This is a genomic window from Pseudomonas sp. SORGH_AS_0199, from assembly GCF_031453735.1.
GTDB lineage: Bacteria > Pseudomonadota > Gammaproteobacteria > Pseudomonadales > Pseudomonadaceae > Chryseomonas > Chryseomonas aestiva.
In genome coordinates this window covers 1,079,175-1,102,692 of sequence record NZ_JAVJAE010000001.1, presented here as the reverse complement: position 1 = coordinate 1,102,692, position 23,518 = coordinate 1,079,175, and the positions used below count along the sequence as shown (strand labels likewise).

Here is a 23,518-nt window from a genome sequence, read left to right as displayed (position 1 = left end):
ACGAGGGATCGGCGCCTAGGGCGCGAGGGCGGCGCACCAGGCCTCGCCGTGAGCGCCCTGGCTGACCAGGCGTAGATCACGGCCGTCGGCGCGTGGCGTAATGGTAATGTCCAGGTCCGGCTTTGGCAAAAAGCCCTGACCGCGCTCGGGCCATTCCACCAGGCACAAGGCCTCGGGTGTGAAGTAGTCGCGAATCCCCATGAATTCCAGTTCTTCCGGATCGGCCAGGCGGTAGAGGTCGAAGTGATAGACCGCACCGCTGGCCAGTTCGTAGGGTTCAACCAGGGTAAAGGTCGGACTCTTCACCGCGCCGCCATGGCCGAGACCGCGCAGGATGCCCCGCGACAGAGTGGTCTTGCCGGCACCCAGATCGCCGTGCAGATAGAGCACGCCGCGACCGCCACTGGCCTGGGCCAGGCGGGCACCCAGGGCATACATGGCGTCTTCGTCGGCGGCGTGCAGGGTCAGTTCAGGCATGGCTGGAGTTCCTCGAGCAACTGGCGGGCGACCGGGGGCAGATCGCTGGCAGCGAGACCGCGGCCCTGGCGACCCAGCTCGGCGCCGGCACGGCCGTGCAGCCAGGCGCCCAGACAGGCGGCCTCGAAAGGCGCCAGCCCCTGCCCCAGCAGGGCAGCGATGATACCGGTGAGAATGTCTCCCAGGCCACCCGTCGCCATCGCCGGATGCCCCTCTCCGCACAGCGCCATGCGGCCGTCCGGGTGGGCGATCAGGGTGCCGAAGCCCTTGAGCAGCGCCACGCCGCCGTAGCGCCGCGCCAGTTCGCGGGCGCTGCCGGGGCGATCGGCTTCGATGTCCTTGATCGAGACCTCCAGCAGCCGCGCCGCTTCGCCCGGATGGGGCGTCATCACCCAGGGCCCGCGCGGCGCCTCGACCATCCCGGCGGCCAGCAGATTGAGGGCATCGGCGTCCCAGACCTGGGCGACTTCCAGCGTCGCGGCGGCACTGGCCAGGGCCTTGCCCCAGGCGCCCTGGCCCAGGCCCGGCCCGACGGCGAGCACATCGGCCTTCCTGGCCAGCTCCAGCACGGCGAAACTGGAGTGCACCCCGGCGACCATGACCTCCGGCCGCCGCGCCAGCACCGCGGTCACATTGGACGGCCGGGTCGCCAGGCTGAGCATGCCCACGCCGCAGCGCAGCGCCGCCTCGCTGGTCATGATGGCTGCGCCACCGGTGCCTTCGTCGCCGCCGATCACCAGCAGATGACCGTATTGCCCTTTGTGCGCATTGAGCGGGCGCGCCGCCAGGCGTGGCAGGTTGCCAGGCGCCAGGCGCTGGGCCGTGGCATGGGCGGGATTCTGCGGCTCCTCCACCAGCGGCTCGAATACCAGACTGCCGACGTGATCCGGGCCCTTGCCGGTGAACAGCCCGAGCTTGAGGCCGATGAAGGTGATGGTCAGATCTGCGCGCACCAGAGCGCCCGCCGCAGCGCCGGTGTCGGCATCCAGTCCGGACGGCAGGTCGATGGCCACCACCGGCAGTTCGCTGGCGTTGATCCGCTCGATGGCCGCGGCATAGGGCTCGCGTGCGGCGCCCTTGAGCCCGGTGCCCAGCAAGGCATCGACCACCAGCCCCTCCAGCGGAGCGTCCGCGCGCCAGGGCTGGATATCCACGCCGGCGGCGAGGGCCTCGGCATGGGCCTGGGCAGCATCGCCCTGGAGTCCGGCCGGCTCGGCCAGGTGCCAGACCCGCGCCTGCCAGCCGGCCTTGCGCGCCAGCGCAGCGACCAGATAGCCGTCGCCGGCATTGTTGCCGCCGCCGGCCAGCACGCAGAGGGCGCCAGCATGGGGCCAGCCGTGGCGCAACGAGCGCCAGGCCACGGCCGCCGCGCGTCTCATCAACTCGAGACCGGGCAGACCGCCGGCGATCAGTTGGGCGTCGAGATCCCGTACCTGCTGGGCGCTGTAGAGCTGGAACGGCAGTTCGTCGTGCATGCTGGGAAAGCCTCCGGAGTCTGGCAAAATAGGCGGCCCTCCTGCCTGTGCGTTCCCGTCGATGTCCGCTGTCGCTCTCGATCTCGCCGCCCTGGCCGACCTCATCAAGACCTGGGGTCGGGAATTGGGCTTTCAGCAGACCGGCATCGCCGGGCTGGATCTGGCACGTCACGAGGAACATCTGGAGCGCTGGCTGGCCGCCGGTTTCCACGGCGAGATGGACTATATGGCCGCGCACGGCAGCAAACGTTCGCGACCGGCCGAACTGGTCCCGGGGACCCTGAGGGTGGTTTCCCTACGCATGGACTACCTGCCCGGCGACACCCGCATGAGCGAGCGCCTGGCCGACGGCGCGGCCGCCTACGTCTCGCGCTACGCCCTGGGCCGCGACTACCACAAGCTGATCCGCAAGCGCCTGCAACAACTGGCCGAGCGCATCCAGGGCGAGATCGGCCCCTTCGGCTATCGCGCCTTCGTCGACAGTGCGCCGGTGCTGGAAAAGGCCATCGCCGAACAGGCCGGCCTGGGCTGGATCGGCAAGAACACCCTGGTGCTCAATCGCAAGGCCGGCAGCTGGTTCTTTCTCGGCGAACTCTTCGTCGATGTGCCCCTGCCGGTGGACGAACCTACCCCGCGCGATCACTGCGGCACCTGCCGCGCCTGCCTGGACATCTGCCCGACCCAGGCCTTCATCGGCCCCTATCAGCTCGACGCCCGGCGCTGCATCTCCTACCTGACCATCGAGTTCAAGGGCTCCATCCCGCTGGAGCTGCGGCCACTAATCGGCAACCGGGTCTTCGGCTGCGACGACTGCCAGTTGGTCTGCCCCTGGAATCGCTTCGCCAAGCCGACTGCCGAAGGCGATTTCCAGCCGCGTCACAGTCTGGACAGCGCCAGCCTGGCCGAACTGTTCCGCTGGACCGAAGCCGAATTCCTCAGCCGCACCGAAGGCTCGCCCCTGCGCCGTGCCGGCTACGAGCGCTGGCTGCGCAATCTGGCCGTCGGCCTGGGCAATGCCCCCACCAGCATCCCGGTTGTGGAAGCCCTGAAGCTGCAGCGCGAACACCCCTCACCCCTGGTGCGCGAACACGTGGAATGGGCGCTGCAGCGGCACGGCGAGGCCTGAGCGGCAGGCTAGACGTTCAGGGCCCTACCGTGGTGTAGGGGATCGGTGCCCACCAGCTGCCATAGGGGACGCCGTACTTGTCGATATAAGCCTTGGTGACCTCGGTCAGCGGCAGAGCATATTGGCCGCTCATGCGGCCTTGATCAGGTCCTTTGGGCTCGACCTCAGCTTGCAAAGTCAAGACCTCAATGGGATCTAGGCAAGGCCCCATGATCCACACCTTGACGACGCCACCGGGTGCCAAGCCGATGGTCAGGTCCTTGCGATAATCTGAAGTGCGACCACTGACCGGGCAGTCAGCGGGCAGGCGTTCGAGCATTTTCTTCCGCGCCCAGGCAGGAATGGCGAATACCGTCTGATAGGTCTGGGGCTCGACCAGCGATTGCCAGCGCACAGCGACCATATAGGGCAGATCTAGCCCGGTCATGTAGCGGCCTTTGCCCGAACCGATTTTCCTAGGCCAGCCCTTGGCGGTAGCTGACAGACTCGCTGGCTGTCCCATGGCAACTACCCCGCCCATAGCATTGGGAAAAAAGCGACCGTCGATGTCACTGACATTGGCCAGTTCCAGCCAGACCTGCATGTAGTTGGGTGCTAGAAAACCCAGGTACCAGGCGTCATAGGGCAGCTTGGGTTTGGGCGTGGCATTGGTTTGGCAGCCAACCAGGCCAAGCACAAGGATAAGGCACAGCAGCCAACGGCTCATTCGGGATAGCCTGGCTGTGGGCGGTTGGGATAGACGTTGCGCCGACCAGTGGCCGTGGGAGCGTTGACGAAGAAGATGCCAAGGTTGCTGAGGTCTTTACCCAATAGCGCGTTCCAGTGCGCGGAAAGATGCACATAACGACTGAACAGCAGCCGGGCTTCGGCTTGGTCGATATGTAGGGGAACACCCTGAGCGTTGGCTTGCAGCTTAGCCGCGACACCTTGTAAATCATCAGGAATTGCCAAGTCTGTCGACCTAGGAATCGGGGAAAGGACTGCACCATGAGCAACAGCTAGACGATGCATCACACGCAAGTAAACCAAGGACAGCTCACCGCGCACCTGACGTTCCAGGCGAATCGCGGCGATCACCTCGGTTTCCGGCAGCTCGCCGCGGGGACGTGGCAAGTTATTGCGCCAGGTGTCGATTGCCAATGTAGTGGAACCTGGGTCGTACCAGGGCTCTCGTTGCAACTGCGCCAGCTCACGCTGGGCTTGGCGATAGCTCCAGGCCGCCTGGCTATCGGTGCCATAGCGCTCTCGCGAGGCGTGCGGTCGCGTCAAGAGCAGGCGCTCGGTCATCTCGGAAGCATAGCCACCACCCAGGTCGGCATGGGCGCCTGGTAGGGCGATCTCTTGATGCTGAGGCGCGACACTGGTGAGGGCGAAGTTGCGCCGGTGCTCGTCACGGGCGACCAGGTGCACCACCTTGTCTGCACACCCTGAAGGCAGATAGAGATTGACGCCAGGGTTGGTGATATCAGTCGGGGTAAAGTCGCCACGCCTCGGGTCTACTACCGCCGTTACGGTATCGAACAGCCCGATGAAGTTGAGCCTGACCTTAGCGCTCTGCCACGAAAAGCACTTAGCCAAACCCGTCGCAGCAATACCGCCGCCGGCCTTGAGCACCTCGTTGGCGAAATGGCGTGCGGCCGCGGCGCCGCGACTAAAGCCAAAAACATCGAACTTGATGGCTTCAACGACGACATCGGGGTTGATGCGCTTGAATTGATCGTAGCGCTCACTGAACGCGACTGGAAACGTCTGAACACAACTCAGCACACCACTAGCACCCAAGCCCGTCCCCATGGACAAGGCGCTATCAGGTTGCCCGGCTCGAGTGCCGATACCTTCTATATAGACCGGAATAGCCGCTGACTTTTCATCCTGCTCGACGGCACGCTGAGTATCGTCTTGATAGAGCCGATACAACCGCACGATGTTCATATCGGCATTGGCATAACTGCTATCCGGATCGCGCATGAACGCCTGGCAGTGACGAGCGATGCTCTCGGCTTGATCGGCATCAAACCCTTGGGTTTCCGCCCGACAAGCCGCACCGGTAGCGGCATTGAAGAGGTTGTTGCCGGTGCCGTCGAAGAAGACGCCGATGCGCAGGGTGATGCGCTGTTCTAGCGGGCGCTCAGCCTGTTCGGCGACTTCATCCCTGGCAACGGGTGCGCTCTCCGGTTGGTTGGCAGGCTCCCCGATACCCTGTCGTTCCCGGGAGCGAAGTGCCGAAGGCTTGCCCTGCCCCGGTGCCAGGCCGGTAGTGCCTGCATGGCTTGCGCAGGCGCCCTTGGCCGCGCCGCCGGCGTCCAGGCCGATGATGACGCTGCCCGAGCCGCCGATCATCACGCCGCCATGGCTGGTAAGGCTGCCGAGCACCGCCGCAGGCCGGCCGTTGATCAGGACCGTGGGGATGACCGCGGCGCTCAGGACCGCGCCACAGCCGCAGGCATGGCCGAGGGTGGCGGCGGGCAAGCCATCGAAAGCGACATCGGTGGAGCCCTGGACCAGGGCGGTGGTACCGCATTTGGGGCAGGCGACGGCGTCGCCCAGGCGAGCAGCAGGCTTTCCAGACACGACCGATCTCCCTATCGGGAACTGGGACCTGAAAAATGCCGCACAAAAGGCTCTAGGACAAGCCTTTCAGGGCGATACCGCGCAATTTCTCACTGCCTCAACCGTGAGGATCGTCCGGATAGGTGAAGGTCGGCATCTGCCAGTTGAATCTCAACGCCAGCAGGCGCAGCAGCAACCCTGCGGCCAGGGTGATGAGCAGCGCCTGCTCTTCGCCGAGCCACGGGCGGCAGAGCAGGTAGCAGCCCGCGGAGAGCACCGCCACGCTGGCATAGAGCTCGCGCCGGAGGATCAGGGGTACGTCGTTGCAGAGGATGTCGCGCAGGATGCCGCCGCAGGTGCCGGTGAGGGTGCCGCTGACGATGACGATGGCCGGACTCAGGCCCATCTCCAGGGCCACCTGGCAGCCGATCACGGTAAAGGCCACCAGGCCCAGGGCGTCGAGCACCAGGAACAGCCGGCGCAGATAGCGCATGACCCGCGCGATGGCCACGGTGGCGAGGCCCGCGCCGACGGTGAGCGCGAGGTACTCCGGGTGCTTTACCCAACCCAACGGATAGTGCCCCAGCAGGACGTCGCGCACCGAGCCGCCGCCCAGGGCGGTGACGCTGGCGATCAGTGCCACGCCGAACAGGTCCATGCCGCGGCGCCCCGCGGACAGGGCGCCGGTCATGGCCTCGGCGGTGATCGCGACCAGATAGAGGATGGACAGCAGCACGGACGGGTGGCCGTCAGACCTTGATGAAGTGCTCGCGATAGTGCCGCAGCTCGGCGATGGAATCGCGGATGTCGTCCAGCGCCAGGTGGCTGCCGCTCTTCTTTACGCCGTCACGCACATGGGGCGCCCAACGCGCGGCCAGTTCCTTGAGGGTGGAAACGTCCAGGTTGCGGTAGTGGAAGTAGGCTTCCAGCTCCGGCATGCGGCGATAGAGGAAGCGGCGATCCTGACAGATGCTGTTGCCGCAGATCGGCGACTTGCCCTTGGGCACCCACTGCTGCAGGAATTCCAGGGTCAGGGCCTCGGCCTGGGCGGTATCGACGGTGCTATCGCGCACCCGCTGAGTCAGCCCCGAGCCGCCGTGCTGGCGGGTGTTCCACTCGTCCATGCCGGCCAGGATCTCGTCCGACTGGTGGATGGCCAGCACCGGGCCTTCGGCCAGCACATTGAGATCGCTGTCGGTGACGATGGTGGCCATCTCGATGATCACGTCCCGATCCGGATCCAGGCCGGTCATTTCCAGGTCGATCCAGATCAGGTGCTGCGGATTGGGGGCGGTCATGGTGAACTCCTTGATGATGGCACCAGTGTAGCAGCGCGCCTGCCGCGTACCTACCGGCGCCAGAGCAGCAGCCGGCTGCCACGCAGGTCGCCTACCTCCAGCACCTGATCCGCGGGCTGGTCGGGAATCTCGAAGGTGTTGCTGATCAGCCAGCTGCCGGCCCGCTGTTCCGTGCGGGCCTTGTCGCCCAGGCGTGGCATGGGCGCCGGCGAGAGAAAGCAGTAGACGACGTCGAACTCGCCCAGCTCCACCCGCCAGAGATCGCGATAGCGCACCTGGCAATTGCGCCGCGGCAGGCAGCGCAGCCAGGCCAGGGCGAAACTCAGTGGCGCCGTCTCCACCCCGACGAAGGTGGCCTGGGGAAAGCGCCGGGACAGATCGACCAGGGTATCGCCCAGGCCACAGCCGAGGTCGACGAAGCGAAAGGTCGGCTCGTGCTCGGCGAGCAATTCGGCCAGCCGCTCGCGGGTCTGGCGCCCGGTGAGATAGAGCGGTACCCGCTCGCGCAGACTGTTCCAGTTCAGCAGCAGGAGCAGCAGGAAGCCGAGCGCGGCGATGCCCGCCGAGAGCCCGCGACCGCTGACCAGGTAGAGCGCCGGGGCGAACAGCACATTGATGAACACCCACCAGCGGGCGAGTCCCAGCAGCTCGCCCAGCAGGGCCGCCAGTACCGCCTGCAGGCAGACCAGCGCCAGCAGCGAGGGGCGCTGGCCGGCGAAGCCGGCCCACAGGCGGATGCCGACGACGGCGACCACCAGGGCGGCCAGTTGCACCAGCACGGCCAGCAACAGCGGATAGCGCGAGGCGAGATGGGCCAGCATGGGGGCTCCGGAGCGACGAGGTACGCCAAGTTTAGGTAATCCGCGAGAGGCGGCCAATGCTAGACTCAGCGGTCCTGAAACCCGCGGATATCCCATGGCCAAACGCCACCTGACCCGTCGCCAGAGCTGGCGGATCGAAAAAATCCAGACCGAACGCGCCGCCCGCGCGGAAAAGCGCGAATCCAAGCTGATCGACGAACTCGAAGGCGGCGATCTAGGACCGGAGCAACAAGGCCTGGTGATCGCCCACTTCGGCGTTCAGGTGGAGGTCGAGGATGACGAAGGCCAGCTGCAACGCTGTCACCTGCGCGCCAACCTGCCGACCCTGGTCACCGGCGACCGGGTGGTGTTTCGTCCCAGCCTCCAGGGCAACGGCGTCATCGTCGCCCAGTTGCCGCGGCGTTCGGAGATCTGCCGGCCGGACATGCGCGGTCTGCTCAAGCCGGTGGCGGCCAACGTCGACCGCCTGGTGATCGTCTTCGCCCCGCTGCCCACGCCTCACGCCAACCTCATCGATCGCTACCTGGTGGCCGCCGAGCATGCCGGCATCCAGCCATTGCTGCTGCTCAACAAGGCCGACCTGATCGACGCGCACAACGGCCCGGCGCTGGACGAGCTGCTGGGCGTCTACCGCGAGCTGGACTATCCGCTGCTGGAAGTCTCGGCTCACAACGGCCTGAGCATGGACCAGCTCAAGAGCGAGCTGGACGAGCACGTCAGTGTCTTCGTCGGTCAATCGGGGGTGGGCAAGTCATCGCTGGTGAACGCCCTGCTGCCGGGCGTCGATACCCGCGTCGGACCGCTGTCCGAGCTGACCAACAAGGGCACCCACACCACCACCACCGCCCGGCTCTTCCACTTTCCCGATGGCGGCGATCTGATCGACTCGCCCGGCATCCGCGAATTCGGCCTCAGCCACGTCAGCCGTGACGACGTCGAAGCCGGCTTCAAGGAATTCGGCGACTACCTCGGCCACTGCCGCTTCCGCGACTGCAAGCACGAGCGCGAACCCGGCTGCGCCCTGCTCGCGGCCTTGGAGCGCGGTGACATCCATCCGCAGCGGATGGCCAGTTACCGGCACATCCTGGCCAGCCTGGAAGGCGAGTCACGCTACTAAGCAAAACGCCGGGCAAGCCCGGCGTTTTCTTGTATCAGTCGACGACCATCAGCCAAAGACGCGGAAGCGCTCGGCGTCGTCCATGAAGCCCTTCTCCGGGAAGTCGCCCTCGTTGGAACCGAAGGGCATCTGCGCGCGCAGGTGCCAGGTCTCCGGCAGTTTCCACTCGGCGGCGGCCAGGGCGTCGGGCAGCGGATTGTAGTGCTGCAGGCTGGCGCCAATGCCGGCGTTGGCCAGGGCCGTCCACACGGAGAACTGGGCGATGCCGCTTGCCTGCTCCGACCAGATGGGGAAGTTGTCGGCGTAGGCGGGATACTTGTCCTGCAGGCCGGCGACGACGTGCCGATCCTCGTAGAACAGCACGGTGCCGGCGCCGGCCGCGAAGCTGTTGATCTTGCCTTCGGTGGCGGCGAAGGCGTCGGCCGGCACGATCTGCCGCAGCGCCTGCATGACGAAGCCCCAGAACTTGTCGCTCTCGGCGCCGAACAGGATCACCGCGCGCGAGCTCTGCGAGTTGAAGGCGGAGGGCGACAGCTTGACCGCTTCCTGGATAAGCGCGGTGACCTGGTCCTGGGCCAGTGGCAGATTCTTGCCCAGCGCGTACTGGCTGCGGCGGCGCTTGATGGTGTCGATAAAGGCGTTGCTCATCGGAAGGCTCCTGCAAGGGAATCGGAGATCGGGAGACCGCGCGCCAGGGCGCAAGGTGCCCGATCCAGCATGAATACCCTTGCAGCTTAACCAGCCCTGCGCAGGCCAACGGACGAAAAAACCGAACGCTAGCAGCGAATTTTCCTATCGATCACCGCCACCCTTCAGGGCTTGCTCTGGATGACGCCGGCATCGAAGGCATTGACCTGATTCTTGAAAGCCGCGTTGTTGATGGGTTGCGCCAGGTTGCCGGTGGCGCTGACGCCGCCACTGGAGACTCCGCTGCGGCTCGCCGCCGGTGCGGCGCCGGCCGCGGGCTTGGGTGCCTGGTTGCCACCGGCGCGGCCCTCGATGGCCTGCTGGGCCTTCTTGGTCAGCACGATGATGTCGATGCGGCGGTTGACCGGATTGAGCGGATGTTCGCGATCGAAGGGAGCCGAAGAGGCATAGCCGACGATCCGCGCCACCTGCTCTTCCGGATAGCCACCGGCGATCAGCGCCCGGCGTGCGGCGTTGGCGCGACCGGCGGACAACTCCCAGTTGCTGAAGTCGCCCTTGCCGGCGTAGCGCGCGGCATCGGTATGGCCGCTGATGCTGATCTTGTTCGGCACCTGGCGAATGGTGTCGGCCATGGCCAGCAGGATGTCCTCGAAATAGGATTTCAGCCGCGGACTGCCGGAATCGAACATCGGCCGGTTCTCGGCATCGACGATCTGGATGCGCAGGCCATCCTGGGTGATCTCCAGCAGGATCTGGTCCTTGAACTTCTGCAGCTCCGGATTCTGCTCGATCTTGTTCTGCAACTCCTGCAGCAACAGCTCCAGGCGTTCCTTGTCCACCTGCTCGGCGATCTTTTCCGCCTGGCTCGGATCCATCTTCGCCTGGCTGGCATCCTTCTGCTGCTGGGCCGCGTCGTTGGGCTGGCGCTTGTCGGACTGATCGGGCGCCTGGGTGGGATCGGGCGCGACGCGGTTTGAATCGTTGGGGTCGGCGCGCTCCTGCACGTCCGGATTGACCTTGTTCTGGGTCGAATCCGGTTGCGCCTGGATCTCGGGATTCAGGGTGCGGTCGGGCGCCGGCGTCGGCGTGCCGCCCAGGTCGATGACATAGGGGCTGGCACTTTCGGTGAAGCCGATCGGATCCTGGAAGTAGCCGGCGATGGCCTTCTTCTGCTCCGGGGTGGCCGAGGACATCAGCCAGAGCACCAGGAAGAACGCCATCATGGCGGTGGCGAAGTCGGCGAAGGCGATCTTCCAGGCGCCGCCGTGGTGGCCGGCGGCGCTTTTCTTGATGCGCTTGACGATGATCGGCTGGTTGTTGTCCATCAGCTGCCCCGCATGGCCTGCTCGAGCTCACTGAAGGACGGCCGGTGCGCCGGAAACAGCACCTTGCGGCCGAATTCCACGGCGACGGTGGGCGGCATGCCGCTGGCGGCGGCGACCAGGCAGGCCTTGATGGCCTCCAGCACATTGAGCTCTTCCTTGGCGTCGTGCTCCAGGCAGGTCGCCAGCGGACCGAAGAAGCCGTAGGCGGCGAGAATACCGAGGAAGGTACCCACCAGAGCCGCGCCCACGTGGCCACCGATGGCCGCCTGGTCACCCTCGCCGAGCATGCCCATGGTGATCACGATACCCAGTACCGCGGCGACGATGCCGAAGCCGGGCAGGCCGTCGGCGACCCGCGATACCGCGTGGGACGGATGCTCCAGCTCTTCCTTGATGCCGGCCAGCTCCATGTCGAACAGGCCTTCCAGCTCATGGGGGGCCATGTTGCCGGAGGACATCAGCCGCAGGTAGTCGGCAACGTAGGCGGTCATCCGCTCATCCTTGAGGATGTTCGGGTACTTGCTGAAGATCGGACTGGCCTTGGGATCCTCGACGTCCGCCTCGATGGACATCATGCCCTCGCGCCGGCTTTTGTTGAGGATCTCGTAGAGCAGCTTGAGCACGTCCAGGTAGAAGGCGTGGGTGAAGCGGTTGCCAAACATCTTCAGCGACTTCTTGAACACCTGCATGAAGGTGCTGCCCGGGTTGGCCTGCAGAAAGGCCCCCAGGGCGGCACCGCCGATGATCAGGACCTCGAGCGGCTGGATGATCGCAGCGATCTTGCCATGCGCGAGGATGTAGCCGCCGAGGACAGCCGCGAATATCACGATGATGCCGATGATTTTTGCCATGGTTGGGAATACTGTGTGCTAAGGAAAATTGAGCCGGGGATCTGCCCTCACGTCCCCTTTATCGGACCCGGCGCCCCGGACTGAAGGCCTTTCATCAAATTTCAAGGCGACCGTCGTATGTCCAGCCGCCCGAACACCGTCGAAGACTGGGTCAAACACCTGGAAGGCGTATGCCTGCCGGTGGCCACCGCCAGCGCGGAGCGTCTGCGCCGCGCCCTGGCTGATGGCCGTCTGGCGTTGCATGAGATCGCCGAACGGCTCTGCGAGTCCCCCCCCCTGGCGCTGGCCCTGCTGCGCGAGGCCAATCGCGGCCATGCCAGCCTTGGCGATCCGGCCGCCAGTCTGGAAGCCGTGCTCGGCCGCGTCGGTCTCGGGCCGGCGGAGTACCTGATCGCCCGCCAGCCGACCCTGCCCGAGGAGCGCCTGCCGCGTCCGCTGCGGCAGCTGTGCCTGGTCAGCCAGCACGCCATGACCCTGGGGCTGGGCCTGTTCGGCGTGCCCCTGGCACGGCTGTGGCCGGACATCCGCCTGGCCGCCCTGCTCTTTCTGGCGCCACTCTGGCCGCTGGCGACTCGCTATCCGGAACTCTTCGAGGAATGGGAACGGCGGGTGCTGGGCGAAGGCGAACCGGCGCTCAAGGTCGAGCGCGAACTGCTCGGCGTGCCGGCGATCCGCCTGTGCCAGGCGTTGGCCCGTCACTGGCAGTTGCCCGAGTGGATCGTGGAAGGCTATCGCCTGCTGGACCAGGATCGCCGGCAACTGGTCAGGGCGCTGCACATCGCCCATGGCGATGATCCCCTCGAACAGCAGCAGCGCCTCGACGACGACCCCAATCTGCGGCGCTGGCTGACCCATCCCGGCAACACCATCCTGCTGGCCAATGGCCTAGCCCTGGCCAGTCACCATGCCTGGGATGGTCCTCATACCCTGCGCTGGCAGCGTTTCAGCGCCCTCTATCTGCAACTGCCGCTGGCACGGGTGCAGAGTCGCAGCCATGAACTGGCGGTGCAGGATGCCCAGCGCCATGCCCGACCCGGCCTCTGGCATCCGGCGGAAGGCCTGGTCTGGCCACCGGGCGAACGGCGCCTCAAGCCGGTGCCCCGGGTACAGGTCGCCAGCGAGAGTCAGGCACAGCGCTGGCGCGGACTCTGCGAGCAGTTGCTGCACACGCCCAGCGCCTTCGCCACCCTGCCCCAGCTGTTCGATTGCGCCCGCCAGGCGCTGGTGGCCTGCGGCCTGCCGCGGCTGCTGTTGCTGACCCCGGATCGCAACGGCCAGAAGGGCAATATCCAGCTGCACCATGGCCTGGACGACGCCCCCGGTCTGCAGCTGGACATCGCCAGCCATCCGCTGCTGGCCAAGCTGTTCGGCAGCCCCGGCCAGTTGCGCATCGATGACGACAACCGAGCGCGCTTCGCACCGCACCTGCCCGCCGATCTGCGTCGGCTGTTCAGCAACGAGCGGCTCTGGCTGCGCAGTCTGGGCTTTGGCGAACGGGTGGTACTGGTGGCGATCCTGGACAGCGAACTGCAGCCGGCGGATCCGCGGCGCAGCGCCGCGCTGGACAAGACCTTCACCTGCATCGAGCGCGCCATCGGCACCTTTGCCAATCGTCCGCGGGCACGACCGACCTGACGCTGGCCGGTCAACCTCGGTACACTTCACCTTTGCTACGGACCGACGGGAAATCCGCGATGCCCTTTTCCGCCCTGCCCCTGGTGATCGAACCGGCCGATCTCGCGGCGCGCCTGGATGCGCCCGAACTCATCCTAGTGGATCTCTGCAGCGCCGCCCACTATGCCGAGGGCCATCTGCCCGGCGCGCGCCATGTCGCGCCCGCCCGCACCCAGCTGGGCAGCAAGCCGGCGCCCGGCCTGCTGCCGGCCCAGCCGGACCTGGAACGGCTGTTCGGCGAACTGGGGCAACGCGACGAAACCGTCTACGTGGTCTATGACGATGAAGGCGGCGGCTGGGCCGGACGCTTCATCTGGCTGCTGGACGTCATCGGGCATGGCCACTATCACTACCTCAACGGCGGACGCCAGGGCTGGATCGCCGCCGGCCTGCCGCTGAGCACCGAGGTACCGGCTGCGGCGAGCGCGCCGGTCGCCCTGACCCTGCACGAGGAGCCCACCGCCAGCCGTGCCTATCTGCAGAGCCGGCTGGGCGCCGAGGACCTGGCCATCTGGGACGCCCGGGGCGCCGATGAATACCGCGGCGAAAAGGTGCTGACCGCCCGTGGCGGGCACATCCCCGGGGCGATCAACTTCGAGTGGACCGCCGGCATGGATCGCGAGCGCCAGTTGCGCATCCGTGAAGACCTGGCCGCCGAACTGGAGCGCCTGGGCATCACCCGCGACAAGGAAATCATCACCCACTGCCAGACCCATCACCGATCCGGCTTCACCTATCTCGCGGCCAAGGCCCTGGGCTATCCGCGCGTCAAAGCCTATGCCGGCTCCTGGGGCGAATGGGGCAACCACCCCGACACCCCCATCGAATGATTGCCAAGGACCTCTCATGAAACTGCAAGACCGTCTGTTCATCCTTGCCCAGCACCTGCTGCCGCACCATCTGCTGTCGCGGCTGATCGGTGGCTTCGCCGAGTGCCGGGTGCCCTGGTTCAAGAATCTGCTGACCCGCTGGTTCGTCCGTCACTATGACGTCGACATGCGCCAGGCCCAGGTGGAAGACCCCACCGCCTACGAGAGCTTCAACGCCTTCTTCACCCGCGCCCTCAAGCCCGGCGCCCGTCCGCTGCCGGCCGCAGCCGACGTGGTGGTCAGCCCGAGCGACGGCGCCATCAGCCAGCTCGGCCGCATCGAGCACGGCCGCATCTTCCAGGCCAAGGGCCACAGCTACAGCCTGCTGGAGCTGCTCGGCGGCGACGGCCTGCGCGCGGCGCCCTTCATGGGCGGTCATTTCGCCACCATCTACCTGTCGCCCAAGGACTACCACCGGGTGCACATGCCGCTCACCGGCACCCTGAAGGAGATGGTCTATGTGCCCGGGCGCATCTTCTCGGTCAATCAACTCACCGCCGAGAACGTGCCCGAGCTGTTCGCCCGCAACGAGCGGGTGGTGTGCATCTTCGACACCGCCGTGGGACCCATGGCGGTCATTCTGGTCGGCGCCATGATCGTCGCCAGCATCGAGACGGTCTGGGCCGGTCTGGTCACGCCGCCCAAGCGCGAACTCAAGCGCTTCGCCTACGACGAGGCCGCGCGCGCGCCCATCACCCTGCGCACCGGCGACGAGCTGGGTCGCTTCAAGCTGGGCTCCACCGCCATCGTGCTGTTTGGCCCGGAAGCGGTGAACTGGTCCGCTGAACTCGGCGCCTTGTCCACCGTCAACATGGGGCAACTGCTGGGGGTTCCGACCACGTCGGCCCCCTTGACCACCGTTTCCGAGCCAGGGCCTCTCGCCTAGATGCGCGGTTCATTGCCCATCGAAACAGGAGTGTGCGCGGCGAATGGATAGCAAAAGGCCACAGCTCATGTTGCGGGTACCGACACCCGATCAGCGCAGCCTGACGTTTTGTGACGCCACGCCGGCCGGCCTCAAGCGCTGGCTGGAGCAATTGCCGCGGGCCAAGCTGGGCGAATTCGCCCGGCTGCTCTACCAGGGTCTGCTGGAACTCAATCGGCTGATCCTGACGCCGGAAGCGCGTCTGCGCCTGCTCGAATCCCTGCGCCCGGACGTGCAGCGGGTCTGCCAGCTGCTCGAACGCCATGTGCTCAACCAGGCCATCGTGCTCGACGAGCGGTCGCGCAAGGTGGCCAATCTCTGCCAGGCCCTGCAGAACCTGCTGGCGGCCGGCTACAAGCTGATCGTGGTCGAGGAAAGCGACCGTGGCGAACGCAGCACGCTGCTGGCGACCGCCATCCAGCGTGCCCTGCGCGCCCTGCTCGGGCCGCTGATCCGCGCCGCCCAGCTCTACACCCCGGTGCACGACAACCTCTGGCTGGAGCTGCACCAGCTCTATCGGCTGGCGGTGACCACCGGGCTGCACAACCAGAAGATTCGCGATGAACTGCTGCCCGGCGACGGCAGCCAGACCATCACCCAGGCCTATGGCGCCGCCCTGCTGTTCGGCGCCGCGCGCTGCAACCAGTTGCGCCAGAGCCACATCGCCCAGCTGACGCTGCACCTGGACGACTGGGCCAGCCTGATCCGCCTGCAAGGTCCCGAGCAGAACGGCACCCTGATGGTGGTGGCGCCGCAGATCGACGCCCCGCCGCGCTATCGCTCGCTGTTGCGCGAAGCCAATCTCAGCGGTCTTCTCGGCCTCGCCCCGCAGCAACTGGTGCAGGCCATCGAAGACTACCTGGCGCTGGCCCCGGAGCAGCGCCCCCGCGCGCGCCTGCCGGTGCACGGTGATCTGTCCCTGGATCTGCTGCAACACCTCGTCGGGGCCTGGGGCCAGGAGGCGGATCGCGCCTTCCAGCGCATGCCCGGCCAGGGTCAGGTGCAGGTCTGCATCGGCATGAGCGCCCTGCACTACCAGCTCGCGGGTGGTCAGGTGTTCGCCGACACCCTGCGCCTGTCGGCCGCGGTCGTGCCGGACGCCTTTGCGCCCAAGCCCAAGGACGATGTCTGGTCAATGGCTTTCGATGCCGACACCCAGGCACCCGACGCCCTGGACTGGAGCGCCGAGAACCTGGAAGAGATCCACTACGACGTCCTGCCCGGTGACGGCGAGGCAGCCAGTCCCGCCTTTCCGATCCATGCGGTGCAGGTGGTCAACCACAGTCCGGGCGGCTATTGCCTGAGCTGGAGTGGCGAGGTGCCCGAGCAACTGCAGGCCGGCGAACTGCTCGGCGTGCGCCTGCCCGAGGATCACAACTGGGGCCCGGCGGTGGTGCGCTGGGTCCGCCAGGTGCCCGGCAGCGGGACCCAGATGGGCGTCGAACTGCTGGCGCCCACCGCGCGCCCCTGTGGACTGCAGCTGCTGCGCAAGGCCGAGCAGAACAGTCAGTACCTGCGTGCCCTGCTCCTGCCGGAGATCAAGGCCATCGACCAGGCGCCGACGCTGATCGCGCCGCGACTGCCCTTCCAGGAAGGCAGCAAGGTGCAGATCAATCAGCAGGGCAACGAGCAGCGCGGCATGCTCGACCGGCGGCGCAGCATGACGGTCAGCTTCAGCGTCTTCGAATATCACCTGCTGGAGCAGAGCGGTACGCAGCCCAGCGGCGGATCCGCTGGCGGCGGCGCGCGTCAGGAAGAAGACTTTGACTCGCTGTGGAAGTCTCTGTAGCTTCGCTGAATCATCGTTATCGCCAGGGCGCGAATAGACCATGGCCGCCGAACACAGCGCGATCCGCCTGTTACTGCTCGAAGCATCGCAGAACGAGGCGGAACGCCTGGTCAGCCTGTTCCGCAATGCCGGACGGGCGACGCGGGCCCAGCGCCTGGCCGACCCCGCGGGTCTCGACGAACTGCTGTCCCAGTCCTGGGACCTCGCCATCCTCGCCCCCCCCTCGCCGGAATTCGACAGCCTGGCAGCCCTGCGCCAGTTGCGCCGCCGCGTACCCCAGCTCGCCGTCATCCAGCGGGTGGCACCGGACGATCCCGCCGCGGTGCTCGACGCCCTGCGCCTGGGCGCCCGCGACGGCATCGCCAGCGACAACGACGAACACCTGCTGCTGGCCAGTCTGCGCGAACTCGGCAACCTGGCCGAGCGCCACGAACGCCGGCGCCTGGAACAGGCCCTGGCCGAGGCCGAGCAGCGCTGCCAGCTGCTGCTGGCCAACGCCGTGGAAGCGGTCGCCTATGTCCACGACGGTCTGCATATCCACGTCAACTCGGCCTATGTGGAGCTGCTGGGCTATCCGTCCGCGGAAGACCTCGAAATCACTCCGCTGATGGACCTCATCGTAGCCGCCGACCAGCCGGCGCTGCGCGAGGCCTTTCGCCAGTTGCGCGACGATCCCCGCCCCCTCGAACTGGACTGCCGCTGCGTCCGTCCGGACGGCAGCACCCTTGGTGTGCGCCTGCGCCTGACGCCGGCCATCTATCTCGACGAACCCTGCGTGCAGCTGCACCTGCGCGAGGAACGCGCGGCCCCGGGCGCCGAGGCCCTCGAGGAACAGCTGCGCGAGGTGCGCTTCCAGGACATCCTGACCGGTCTGCTCAATCGCAGCCGCATGCTCGAATTGCTCGAGGATGCCCTGGAACGCGCTCGGCTCGGCGCCCCAGCCAGCTTCGCCTACCTGAGCATCGATCGCTATCCGACCCTGGTGGCCGAGCTGGGCATAGGCGCCATGGACGAATTGCTGGTGGTCCTGGCCGAGCGCCTGCGCGAGCATTTCGGCACCCTGGTGACCCTGTCGCGCTTCGCCGACGACGCCTTTACCGCCCTCCTGCCGCAGGCGGCCGACGCCAGCCTGGACAGTGCCTTCGAACGCCTGCTCGGCCGCCAGGAGCGCCAGCCACTGACCCTGGCCGGGCGCACCCTGGCCATCAGCTATTCCATCGGCGTGGTCAGCCTGGACAGCCATACCAAGAGCGCCGGCGACCTGGTGGACCGCGCGCACCGCTCCGCGCGCCAGGTCGCCCAGCGCGGCGGCAATGCCTGCAAACGCTACGATCCCCAGGAAGAGCTGGCCGCCGCCGCCAATCGCGGCAATCTGGTGGCGATGGTCAAGCAGGCCTTGCAGCAGAACGGCTTCCGCCTGCTGTTCCAGCCGGTGATCAGCCTGCGCGGCGGCAGCCACGAGTACTACGAGGCGCTGCTGCGCCTGATCAATCCCCAGGGTGAAGAGGTCTCACCGGCCGAATTCGCCCGCACCGCCCGCGACAGCGGCCTGAGCGGCCAGATCGATCGCTGGGTGATCCACCAGGCCATGCGCCAGCTCGGCGAGCACCGCGCCCGCGGTCATGGCACGCGCATCTTCGTGCATCTTTCGGGGGCGACCCTCGGCGATCTGGAGTTGTTGCCCTGGCTGCGGGAAACCCTGCAGGCGCAGCAGCTGGACGCCGAGGCGGTGATCTTCCAGCTCAGCGAAGAAGACCTGCTGGCCCAGCCGGAGCAGGCCCTGGCCATGGCGCAGCGGCTACGTCGCCAGGGTCATCCGGTCACCCTGAGCGGTTTTGCCGCCGGCGATCCGCCGCTGGCGGCGCTGCGCCTGCTGGTACCGGATTACGTCAAGCTGTCGGGCAAGCTGATCAAGGACCTGGCGCAACCGGACCATCAGGAGCGCCTCAAGGCCCTGGTCGCCGAACTCAGCGCGCAGAACGTCCAGACCATCGCCCCCTTCGTCGAGAGCGCCAGCGTGCTGGCCCAGCTCTGGCAGGTCGGGGTGCACTTCATCCAGGGCTACTATCTGCAGGAGCCCAGCCAGGCGATGGACTACGAGTTCCAGGCCGAGCACTAGGGCTCGGCCTGGAACTCGTAGCGCGCGGACTCAACCGCGGGTCAGGCGATCTTCCACGCCGAGCAGATAGAGCACGCCATCCAGGCCCAGCACGCTCACCGACTGGCGCGCGGACTGGCGCACCAGCGGCTTGGCGCGAAAGGCCACGCCCAGCCCGGCCAGGGCCAGCATCGGCAGGTCGTTGGCGCCATCGCCCACGGCGATGGTCTGCTCCAGCGTCAAGCCTTCACCGCTGGCCAGTTCCTGCAGCAGATCGGCCTTGCGCTGGGCATCGACGATGGGCTCGACGGCGCGACCGGTCAGCTTGCCGTCGACGATCTCCAGTTCGTTGGCATAGACGTAGTCGATGCCCAGCCGTGCCTGCACCTGGCGGGCGAAGTAGGTGAAGCCGCCGGAAAGGATGGCGGTCTTGTAGCCCAGCCGCTTCAGCTCGGCGAACAGCCGCTCGGCCCCTTCGGTCAGGCGCAGCCCGGCACCGATGTCCTCCAGCACCTCTTCGGACAGGCCCTGCAGCAGCGCCATGCGCTCGGTGAAGCTGGCGCGGAAGTCGATCTCGCCGCGCATGGCGCGCTCGGTGATGGCCGCGACCCGCTCGCCGATACCAGCGGCCTTGGCCAGCTCGTCGATGACCTCGGCCTGGATCAGGGTGCTGTCCATGTCGAACACCGCCAGCCGGCGATGCTGACGCTGCAGCTCATCCGGCTGCCAGCCGATGTCGGCCTGGCCTTCCTGGGCCAGCGCCAGCAGGCTCGCGCGCAGCGCCTGGGGTTCGTGGGGCTCGCCGGTGACGCGCAGCTCCAGGGCGGCCCGTTCGGTCGCGCCCGGTTCGCTCAGGGCGCGGATGGCGTGGATGTTCAGGCCCTGCTCGCGGCACAGCGCGGCCAGGCGGGTCAGCGGCAGATCAGCCAGGGCGCGGCCCATCAGCGTCAGGACATGGGCTTCGCCGGTCTCCGGTGCGGGCTGCGCCAGGGGCGCCACCTGCAGACCCAGGGCCTGCAGCGCCTGCCCCAGCGCCGCGCCGGCACTCGCCGGACTGACCAGCAGGGTCACCGCGGCACTGTTGTCCAGACCCTGCTGCTGCAGCGATTCCAGCCGGGCACCGGCTGCGGCCAGGGCGCCGGTGAGAGCAGCCAACCAGTCGGCGGGCAGGATGCCCACGGCCTGGAGTCCGATAACGTCTTGCATGGCGATCCCCTCGCGGAAAAGCGCGCAGTCTACCCTTTCGCCTCGGCGGTGCCGAGCCGCGGGCACCGGCTGGCGGAGTGAGTCCACCGCCGGCCTCTTTTGCGGGCGAAGCCCTGCATTCGCCGTTTTCGCACCCCTGGCGCGCTGGTTATACTGGCCGCACATTTTTTGTCCAAAGAAACGATTTCTGTGACCCGCCCCGCGACCGTCAAGCCCGATAATTTCTTCCTGCTGATCTACCGAGCCCTGCGCCAGCGTCGTGTGCCGGTGGCCTTGCGCATCGTTTCCCACAGCCTGCTGCTGGTGGCGGCTGCCCTGGTGATCTATGCCGGCATCATGAGCATGCAGTTCCGCCATGCCATGCAGCAGCAGGCCGACGCCGTCGGCCAGAGCCTGGTGACCCAGACGGCCAATTCCGCCGCCGAATTGCTGGTGGCCAACGACAATCTCAGCCTCAACGTGCTGCTGAGCAACCTGGCGCGCAATCCGCTGGTGGCCCATGCCGCGGTCTACAGCCCGGACAACCGCGTGCTGGCCGAGTCCGGCACGCGCCCGAGCCAGGGCCTGCTGACCGCCACCGATGGCATCTACAGCACGCCGATCCGCTTCCAGGACGTCACCGCCGGTCAGGTGCGCCTGGCGCTGGACATGGACCAGTTCCAGCAGCCGATGATGATCAGCCTGCAGAACATGGGTCTGCTGGGCCTGATCCTGCTGGCGCTCACGCTGATTCTCAGCCTGCGGCTCGGTCGTCAGCTGTCGATTCCGCTGCTGGAGCTGCGCGTCTGGCTGCGCGATCCCGATGACCCCGCACCGGGCGCCGGCCGTCTCGACGAACTGGGCGACCTGGCTCGCCAGCTGCAGAGTCGCCTGGTCCCGCCCAAGCCGCCCAAGGCGGAAGTGGCTGAGGCCGAGGACGACGATCCCTTCGCCGACGAGCAGGGTGGCCTGAGCGTCAAGCCGCCCGCACGCAAGGCTGCCGCCGCCAAACCGGCCGCGCGCAAGGCGCCCGCCGCGGGCGCCGACAGCGAACCGGACGCCGAGGCCTTCGCCGAGCTGGTGCCTGAGTCCTTTACCGAACCGCCACCCACCCCGGCCCCGGCGGTGCCCACCGAGCCCGACATCGTCACCTCGGCGGTGCTGTCCATCCAGCTCGGCGCCCAGGACCAGCTTAGCCGGCTGCCACGCAGCCGCCTCGAACAGCTGCTGGAGCGCTATCGCGACTGCCTGCAGCAGGCCACCGAGCTCTACGATGGCGAACTCCACACCCTCAAGGACGGCGGCAGCCTGATTCTCTTCCACGAACGCAGTGACGACGACGACTACCTGACCCGCGCGCTCTGCTGCGGCGAGATCATGCGCGCCCTCGGTCATGCGCTGCAGGTGGAAGTGGTCGGCAGCGGTGCAACCCTGCAGCTGCAACTGGGTCTGACGCAGGGCGAACGCCTCGCCGGCCTGGAGCTTGCCCAATTGCTGGAAAACACCACCGTACGCAATGCCCAGGCGCTGAGTCGCCACAGTCGCAACCTGTTGCTGGTCGAGCAGAGCATCGCCGAGGACGAGCTGCTGCGTAAACGCGCCCGTATCCGCACCATCGCCAGCCCCGCCGGGGCCAGTTGCGTGGAACGTCTCCTGGAACCCTACTCCGCGACGCTGGAGCGTCACCTGGTCCGGCTCGAGGCGCGGTAACGCGCCCGCCGACCCCACCTATGAGCGCCCTCCTGCCCCGTCTCGCCCTTGCCGCGCTGTTGCTGGCGGCCTGCGCTGTCCAGGCGGCGCCCAACGCGAGCAGCGTGAGACTGCCCGATGGCGGGGTCTATACCGGCGAAATCGTCAGCGGCCTGCTCAATGGCAGCGGACGCATCGAGTGGCCCAACGGCAACTGGCTCAAGGGCCGCTTCAAGGACGGCCTGGCCGAGGGGCCTGGCGAGCAGCAATTCGCCGATGGCACCTACTACCAGGGCACCTTTCGCCGCGGTCTCTACCATGGCCAGGGCAACCTGATCAGCAGCAGCGGCTGGGAATACCACGGCAGCTTCGTCAACGGCCGCATGCAGGGCCAGGGGTCCAAGCTCGACAGCGACGGCACCCAGACCATCGGCACCTTCAACGACGGCCACCTCAACGGTGTCGGCCAGTGGCAGGAGCCGGGCGGCGATCGCTATGACGGCGAATTCGTCGACGACCAGTTCGAAGGCGCCGGCGTCTATCGCAGTGCCGGCGGCGATCTCTGGCGCGGGCGCTTCAGTGGCGGCGAGCTGACCGGCAACGGGGAATTCGTCGGCAGCGACAGCAGCCAGTATCGCGGTGCCTTCCGCAACTGGAAGTTCGACGGCCAGGGCGTGCTCACCAACAGCGACGGCAGCGTCTACCGCGGCAACTTCGCCGACGGCGTCTATGCCGGCATGGGCGTCCTGACCCGCGCCGACGGTCAGGTGGAGCGGGGTCTCTGGGAGGGCGGCAAGCGCATCCGCGACGATCAGGGCCAGTACATCGCCGATCCCCTGGAACGCGCCCTGCTCGACCAGGGCAAGGTGCTCGACCAGGAATTGCAGCAGATCCCGGCGTCCACCCCCGCCACCGAACTCTATGGCCTGGTCCTGGCCGGTGACGGTGGCCAGGGCGTGTTCCAGCGCGAAGCCAACTATGTGGCCAACTTCCTGACCACCACCTGGGGCGCCCGCGACGTCGTCCATCTGATCAACGCCAAGGACATCCGCAGCGACCATCCGCTGGCCACCCGCGAGAATCTCTACCAGAGCCTGCAGGCGCTGGCCCAGCGCACCGGTCCCGAAGACCTGATCCTCATCTACCTGACCAGTCACGGCTCGGCCGACCATCAGCTGGTGCTCTCCCAGCCGGGCCTGGATCTCTCCAGCCTGCCGGCAGCGGAGCTCGGTCGTCTGCTCGCGCCCCTGCGCGGCCGCGACAAGCTGATCATCGTCTCCAGCTGCTACAGCGGCGGCTTCATCCCGCAACTGCAGGACGACCACACCCTGGTGATGACCGCGTCCAAGGCCGATCGCACCTCCTTCGGCTGCACCGACGAAGCCGACTTCACCTATTTCGGCCGCGCCCTGTTCGCCGAGGCCTTCCAGCACACCGACGATCCCGAGCAGGCCTTCCATCGTGCCCGCGACACCGTGTCGGTACGCGAGAAGACCGAAGGCTTCGATCCGTCCGAGCCCCAGCTGTGGGCACCGCCCGCCGTCCTGCAGAAGTGGCGCGCCTGGCGCGCGAGTCGCTGACTGCCGGCTTCGACCAGGGCT

Annotated in this window: 20 protein-coding genes; 9 read left to right on the top strand and 11 right to left on the bottom strand. The window is 67.1% G+C overall.

Going from position 1 to position 23,518, the window contains the following annotated elements; genetic code table 11:
* Positions 1–15 precede the first annotated feature (15 nt).
* On the bottom strand, positions 16–477 hold the full coding sequence (gene tsaE, locus QE444_RS05230; protein WP_133862326.1) for a tRNA (adenosine(37)-N6)-threonylcarbamoyltransferase complex ATPase subunit type 1 TsaE: 462 nt from the start codon (positions 475–477) through the stop codon (positions 16–18).
* A complete protein-coding gene (locus QE444_RS05225) occupies positions 465–1,952 on the bottom strand; it encodes an NAD(P)H-hydrate dehydratase (protein WP_309737482.1) in 1,488 nt (495 codons plus the stop codon). Before QE444_RS05225 ends, tsaE begins: the two co-directional genes overlap by 13 nt.
* A 61-nt stretch (positions 1,953–2,013) precedes the next feature.
* On the opposite strand from QE444_RS05225, the gene queG reads away from it, so the two are divergent.
* Positions 2,014–3,078, top strand: a complete 1,065-nt coding sequence (queG, locus tag QE444_RS05220) for a tRNA epoxyqueuosine(34) reductase QueG (protein WP_280311229.1) — start codon at positions 2,014–2,016, stop codon at positions 3,076–3,078.
* A 16-nt stretch (positions 3,079–3,094) separates the two neighbouring features.
* Here the strand turns inward: queG and QE444_RS05215 are convergent, their stop codons facing one another.
* The 5 genes from QE444_RS05215 to QE444_RS05195 form a co-directional block, all read right to left on the bottom strand.
* Entirely contained in the window at positions 3,095–3,784 is a 690-nt protein-coding gene (locus QE444_RS05215; RefSeq protein ID WP_309737481.1) for a DUF2931 family protein, read from the bottom strand.
* A complete protein-coding gene (locus QE444_RS05210) occupies positions 3,781–5,649 on the bottom strand; it encodes a PAAR domain-containing protein (protein ID WP_309737480.1) in 1,869 nt (622 codons plus the stop codon). The genes QE444_RS05215 and QE444_RS05210 overlap by 4 nt, the downstream gene beginning before the upstream one ends.
* Before the next feature lie 97 nt (positions 5,650–5,746).
* Complete coding sequence (locus QE444_RS05205) at positions 5,747–6,361, bottom strand: trimeric intracellular cation channel family protein (RefSeq protein WP_042137396.1); 615 nt, start codon at positions 6,359–6,361, stop codon at positions 5,747–5,749.
* 16 nt (positions 6,362–6,377) lie between these two features.
* Positions 6,378–6,926 carry an oligoribonuclease gene (gene orn, locus QE444_RS05200; protein WP_273862772.1) on the bottom strand — a complete coding sequence of 183 codons (549 nt, stop codon included), beginning with the start codon at positions 6,924–6,926 and terminating at the stop codon, positions 6,378–6,380.
* 50 nt (positions 6,927–6,976) lie between these two features.
* Positions 6,977–7,747 carry a class I SAM-dependent methyltransferase gene (locus QE444_RS05195; protein WP_309737479.1) on the bottom strand — a complete coding sequence of 257 codons (771 nt, stop codon included), beginning with the start codon at positions 7,745–7,747 and terminating at the stop codon, positions 6,977–6,979.
* Between the two features lie 94 nt (positions 7,748–7,841).
* Between QE444_RS05195 and rsgA the strand changes: the two genes are divergently transcribed.
* On the top strand, positions 7,842–8,864 hold the full coding sequence (gene rsgA / locus QE444_RS05190; RefSeq protein WP_158896607.1) for a small ribosomal subunit biogenesis GTPase RsgA: 1,023 nt from the start codon (positions 7,842–7,844) through the stop codon (positions 8,862–8,864).
* Between the two features lie 48 nt (positions 8,865–8,912).
* Here the strand turns inward: rsgA and QE444_RS05185 are convergent, their stop codons facing one another.
* The 3 genes from QE444_RS05185 to motA all read right to left on the bottom strand — a co-directional run bounded on the left by QE444_RS05185 (position 8,913) and on the right by motA (position 11,688).
* Positions 8,913–9,512 carry a nitroreductase family protein gene (locus tag QE444_RS05185; RefSeq protein WP_007161171.1) on the bottom strand — a complete coding sequence of 200 codons (600 nt, stop codon included), beginning with the start codon at positions 9,510–9,512 and terminating at the stop codon, positions 8,913–8,915.
* A 164-nt stretch (positions 9,513–9,676) separates the two neighbouring features.
* Positions 9,677–10,837: a flagellar motor protein MotB gene (locus tag QE444_RS05180; protein ID WP_187980989.1), complete on the bottom strand. Its 1,161-nt coding sequence runs from the start codon at positions 10,835–10,837 to the stop codon at positions 9,677–9,679.
* Positions 10,837–11,688 (bottom strand): flagellar motor stator protein MotA, encoded by an 852-nt coding sequence (gene motA / locus QE444_RS05175; RefSeq protein ID WP_017642892.1) that lies wholly within the window; start codon positions 11,686–11,688, stop codon positions 10,837–10,839. The genes QE444_RS05180 and motA overlap by 1 nt, the downstream gene beginning before the upstream one ends.
* A 117-nt stretch (positions 11,689–11,805) precedes the next feature.
* Between motA and QE444_RS05170 the strand changes: the two genes are divergently transcribed.
* From QE444_RS05170 to QE444_RS05150, 5 genes are read left to right on the top strand one after another with little or no spacing between them, the layout of a single operon-like run.
* Entirely contained in the window at positions 11,806–13,323 is a 1,518-nt protein-coding gene (locus QE444_RS05170; protein WP_309737478.1) for an HDOD domain-containing protein, read from the top strand.
* Positions 13,324–13,382: 59 nt separating this feature from the next.
* Positions 13,383–14,192 (top strand): rhodanese-like domain-containing protein, encoded by an 810-nt coding sequence (locus QE444_RS05165; protein ID WP_309737477.1) that lies wholly within the window; start codon positions 13,383–13,385, stop codon positions 14,190–14,192.
* 16 nt (positions 14,193–14,208) lie between these two features.
* Positions 14,209–15,117: an archaetidylserine decarboxylase gene (gene asd, locus QE444_RS05160; protein WP_309737476.1), complete on the top strand. Its 909-nt coding sequence runs from the start codon at positions 14,209–14,211 to the stop codon at positions 15,115–15,117.
* Positions 15,118–15,160: 43 nt separating this feature from the next.
* On the top strand, positions 15,161–16,945 hold the full coding sequence (locus QE444_RS05155) for a molecular chaperone (protein ID WP_252977258.1): 1,785 nt from the start codon (positions 15,161–15,163) through the stop codon (positions 16,943–16,945).
* Positions 16,946–16,985: 40 nt separating this feature from the next.
* Positions 16,986–19,064 (top strand): EAL domain-containing protein, encoded by a 2,079-nt coding sequence (locus QE444_RS05150; RefSeq protein ID WP_309737475.1) that lies wholly within the window; start codon positions 16,986–16,988, stop codon positions 19,062–19,064.
* Between the two features lie 30 nt (positions 19,065–19,094).
* Here QE444_RS05150 and serB read toward each other — a convergent pair whose 3' ends face one another.
* Entirely contained in the window at positions 19,095–20,249 is a 1,155-nt protein-coding gene (gene serB, locus QE444_RS05145) for a phosphoserine phosphatase SerB (RefSeq protein WP_309737474.1), read from the bottom strand.
* 189 nt (positions 20,250–20,438) lie between these two features.
* Here serB and QE444_RS05140 point away from each other — a divergent pair, with 189 nt between their 5' ends.
* Together QE444_RS05140 and QE444_RS05135 are read left to right on the top strand one after the other, a co-directional pair.
* On the top strand, positions 20,439–21,938 hold the full coding sequence (locus QE444_RS05140) for an AhpA/YtjB family protein (RefSeq protein ID WP_285389524.1): 1,500 nt from the start codon (positions 20,439–20,441) through the stop codon (positions 21,936–21,938).
* Between the two features lie 20 nt (positions 21,939–21,958).
* A complete protein-coding gene (locus tag QE444_RS05135; protein ID WP_309737473.1) occupies positions 21,959–23,497 on the top strand; it encodes a C13 family peptidase in 1,539 nt (512 codons plus the stop codon).
* Positions 23,498–23,518 lie beyond the last annotated feature (21 nt).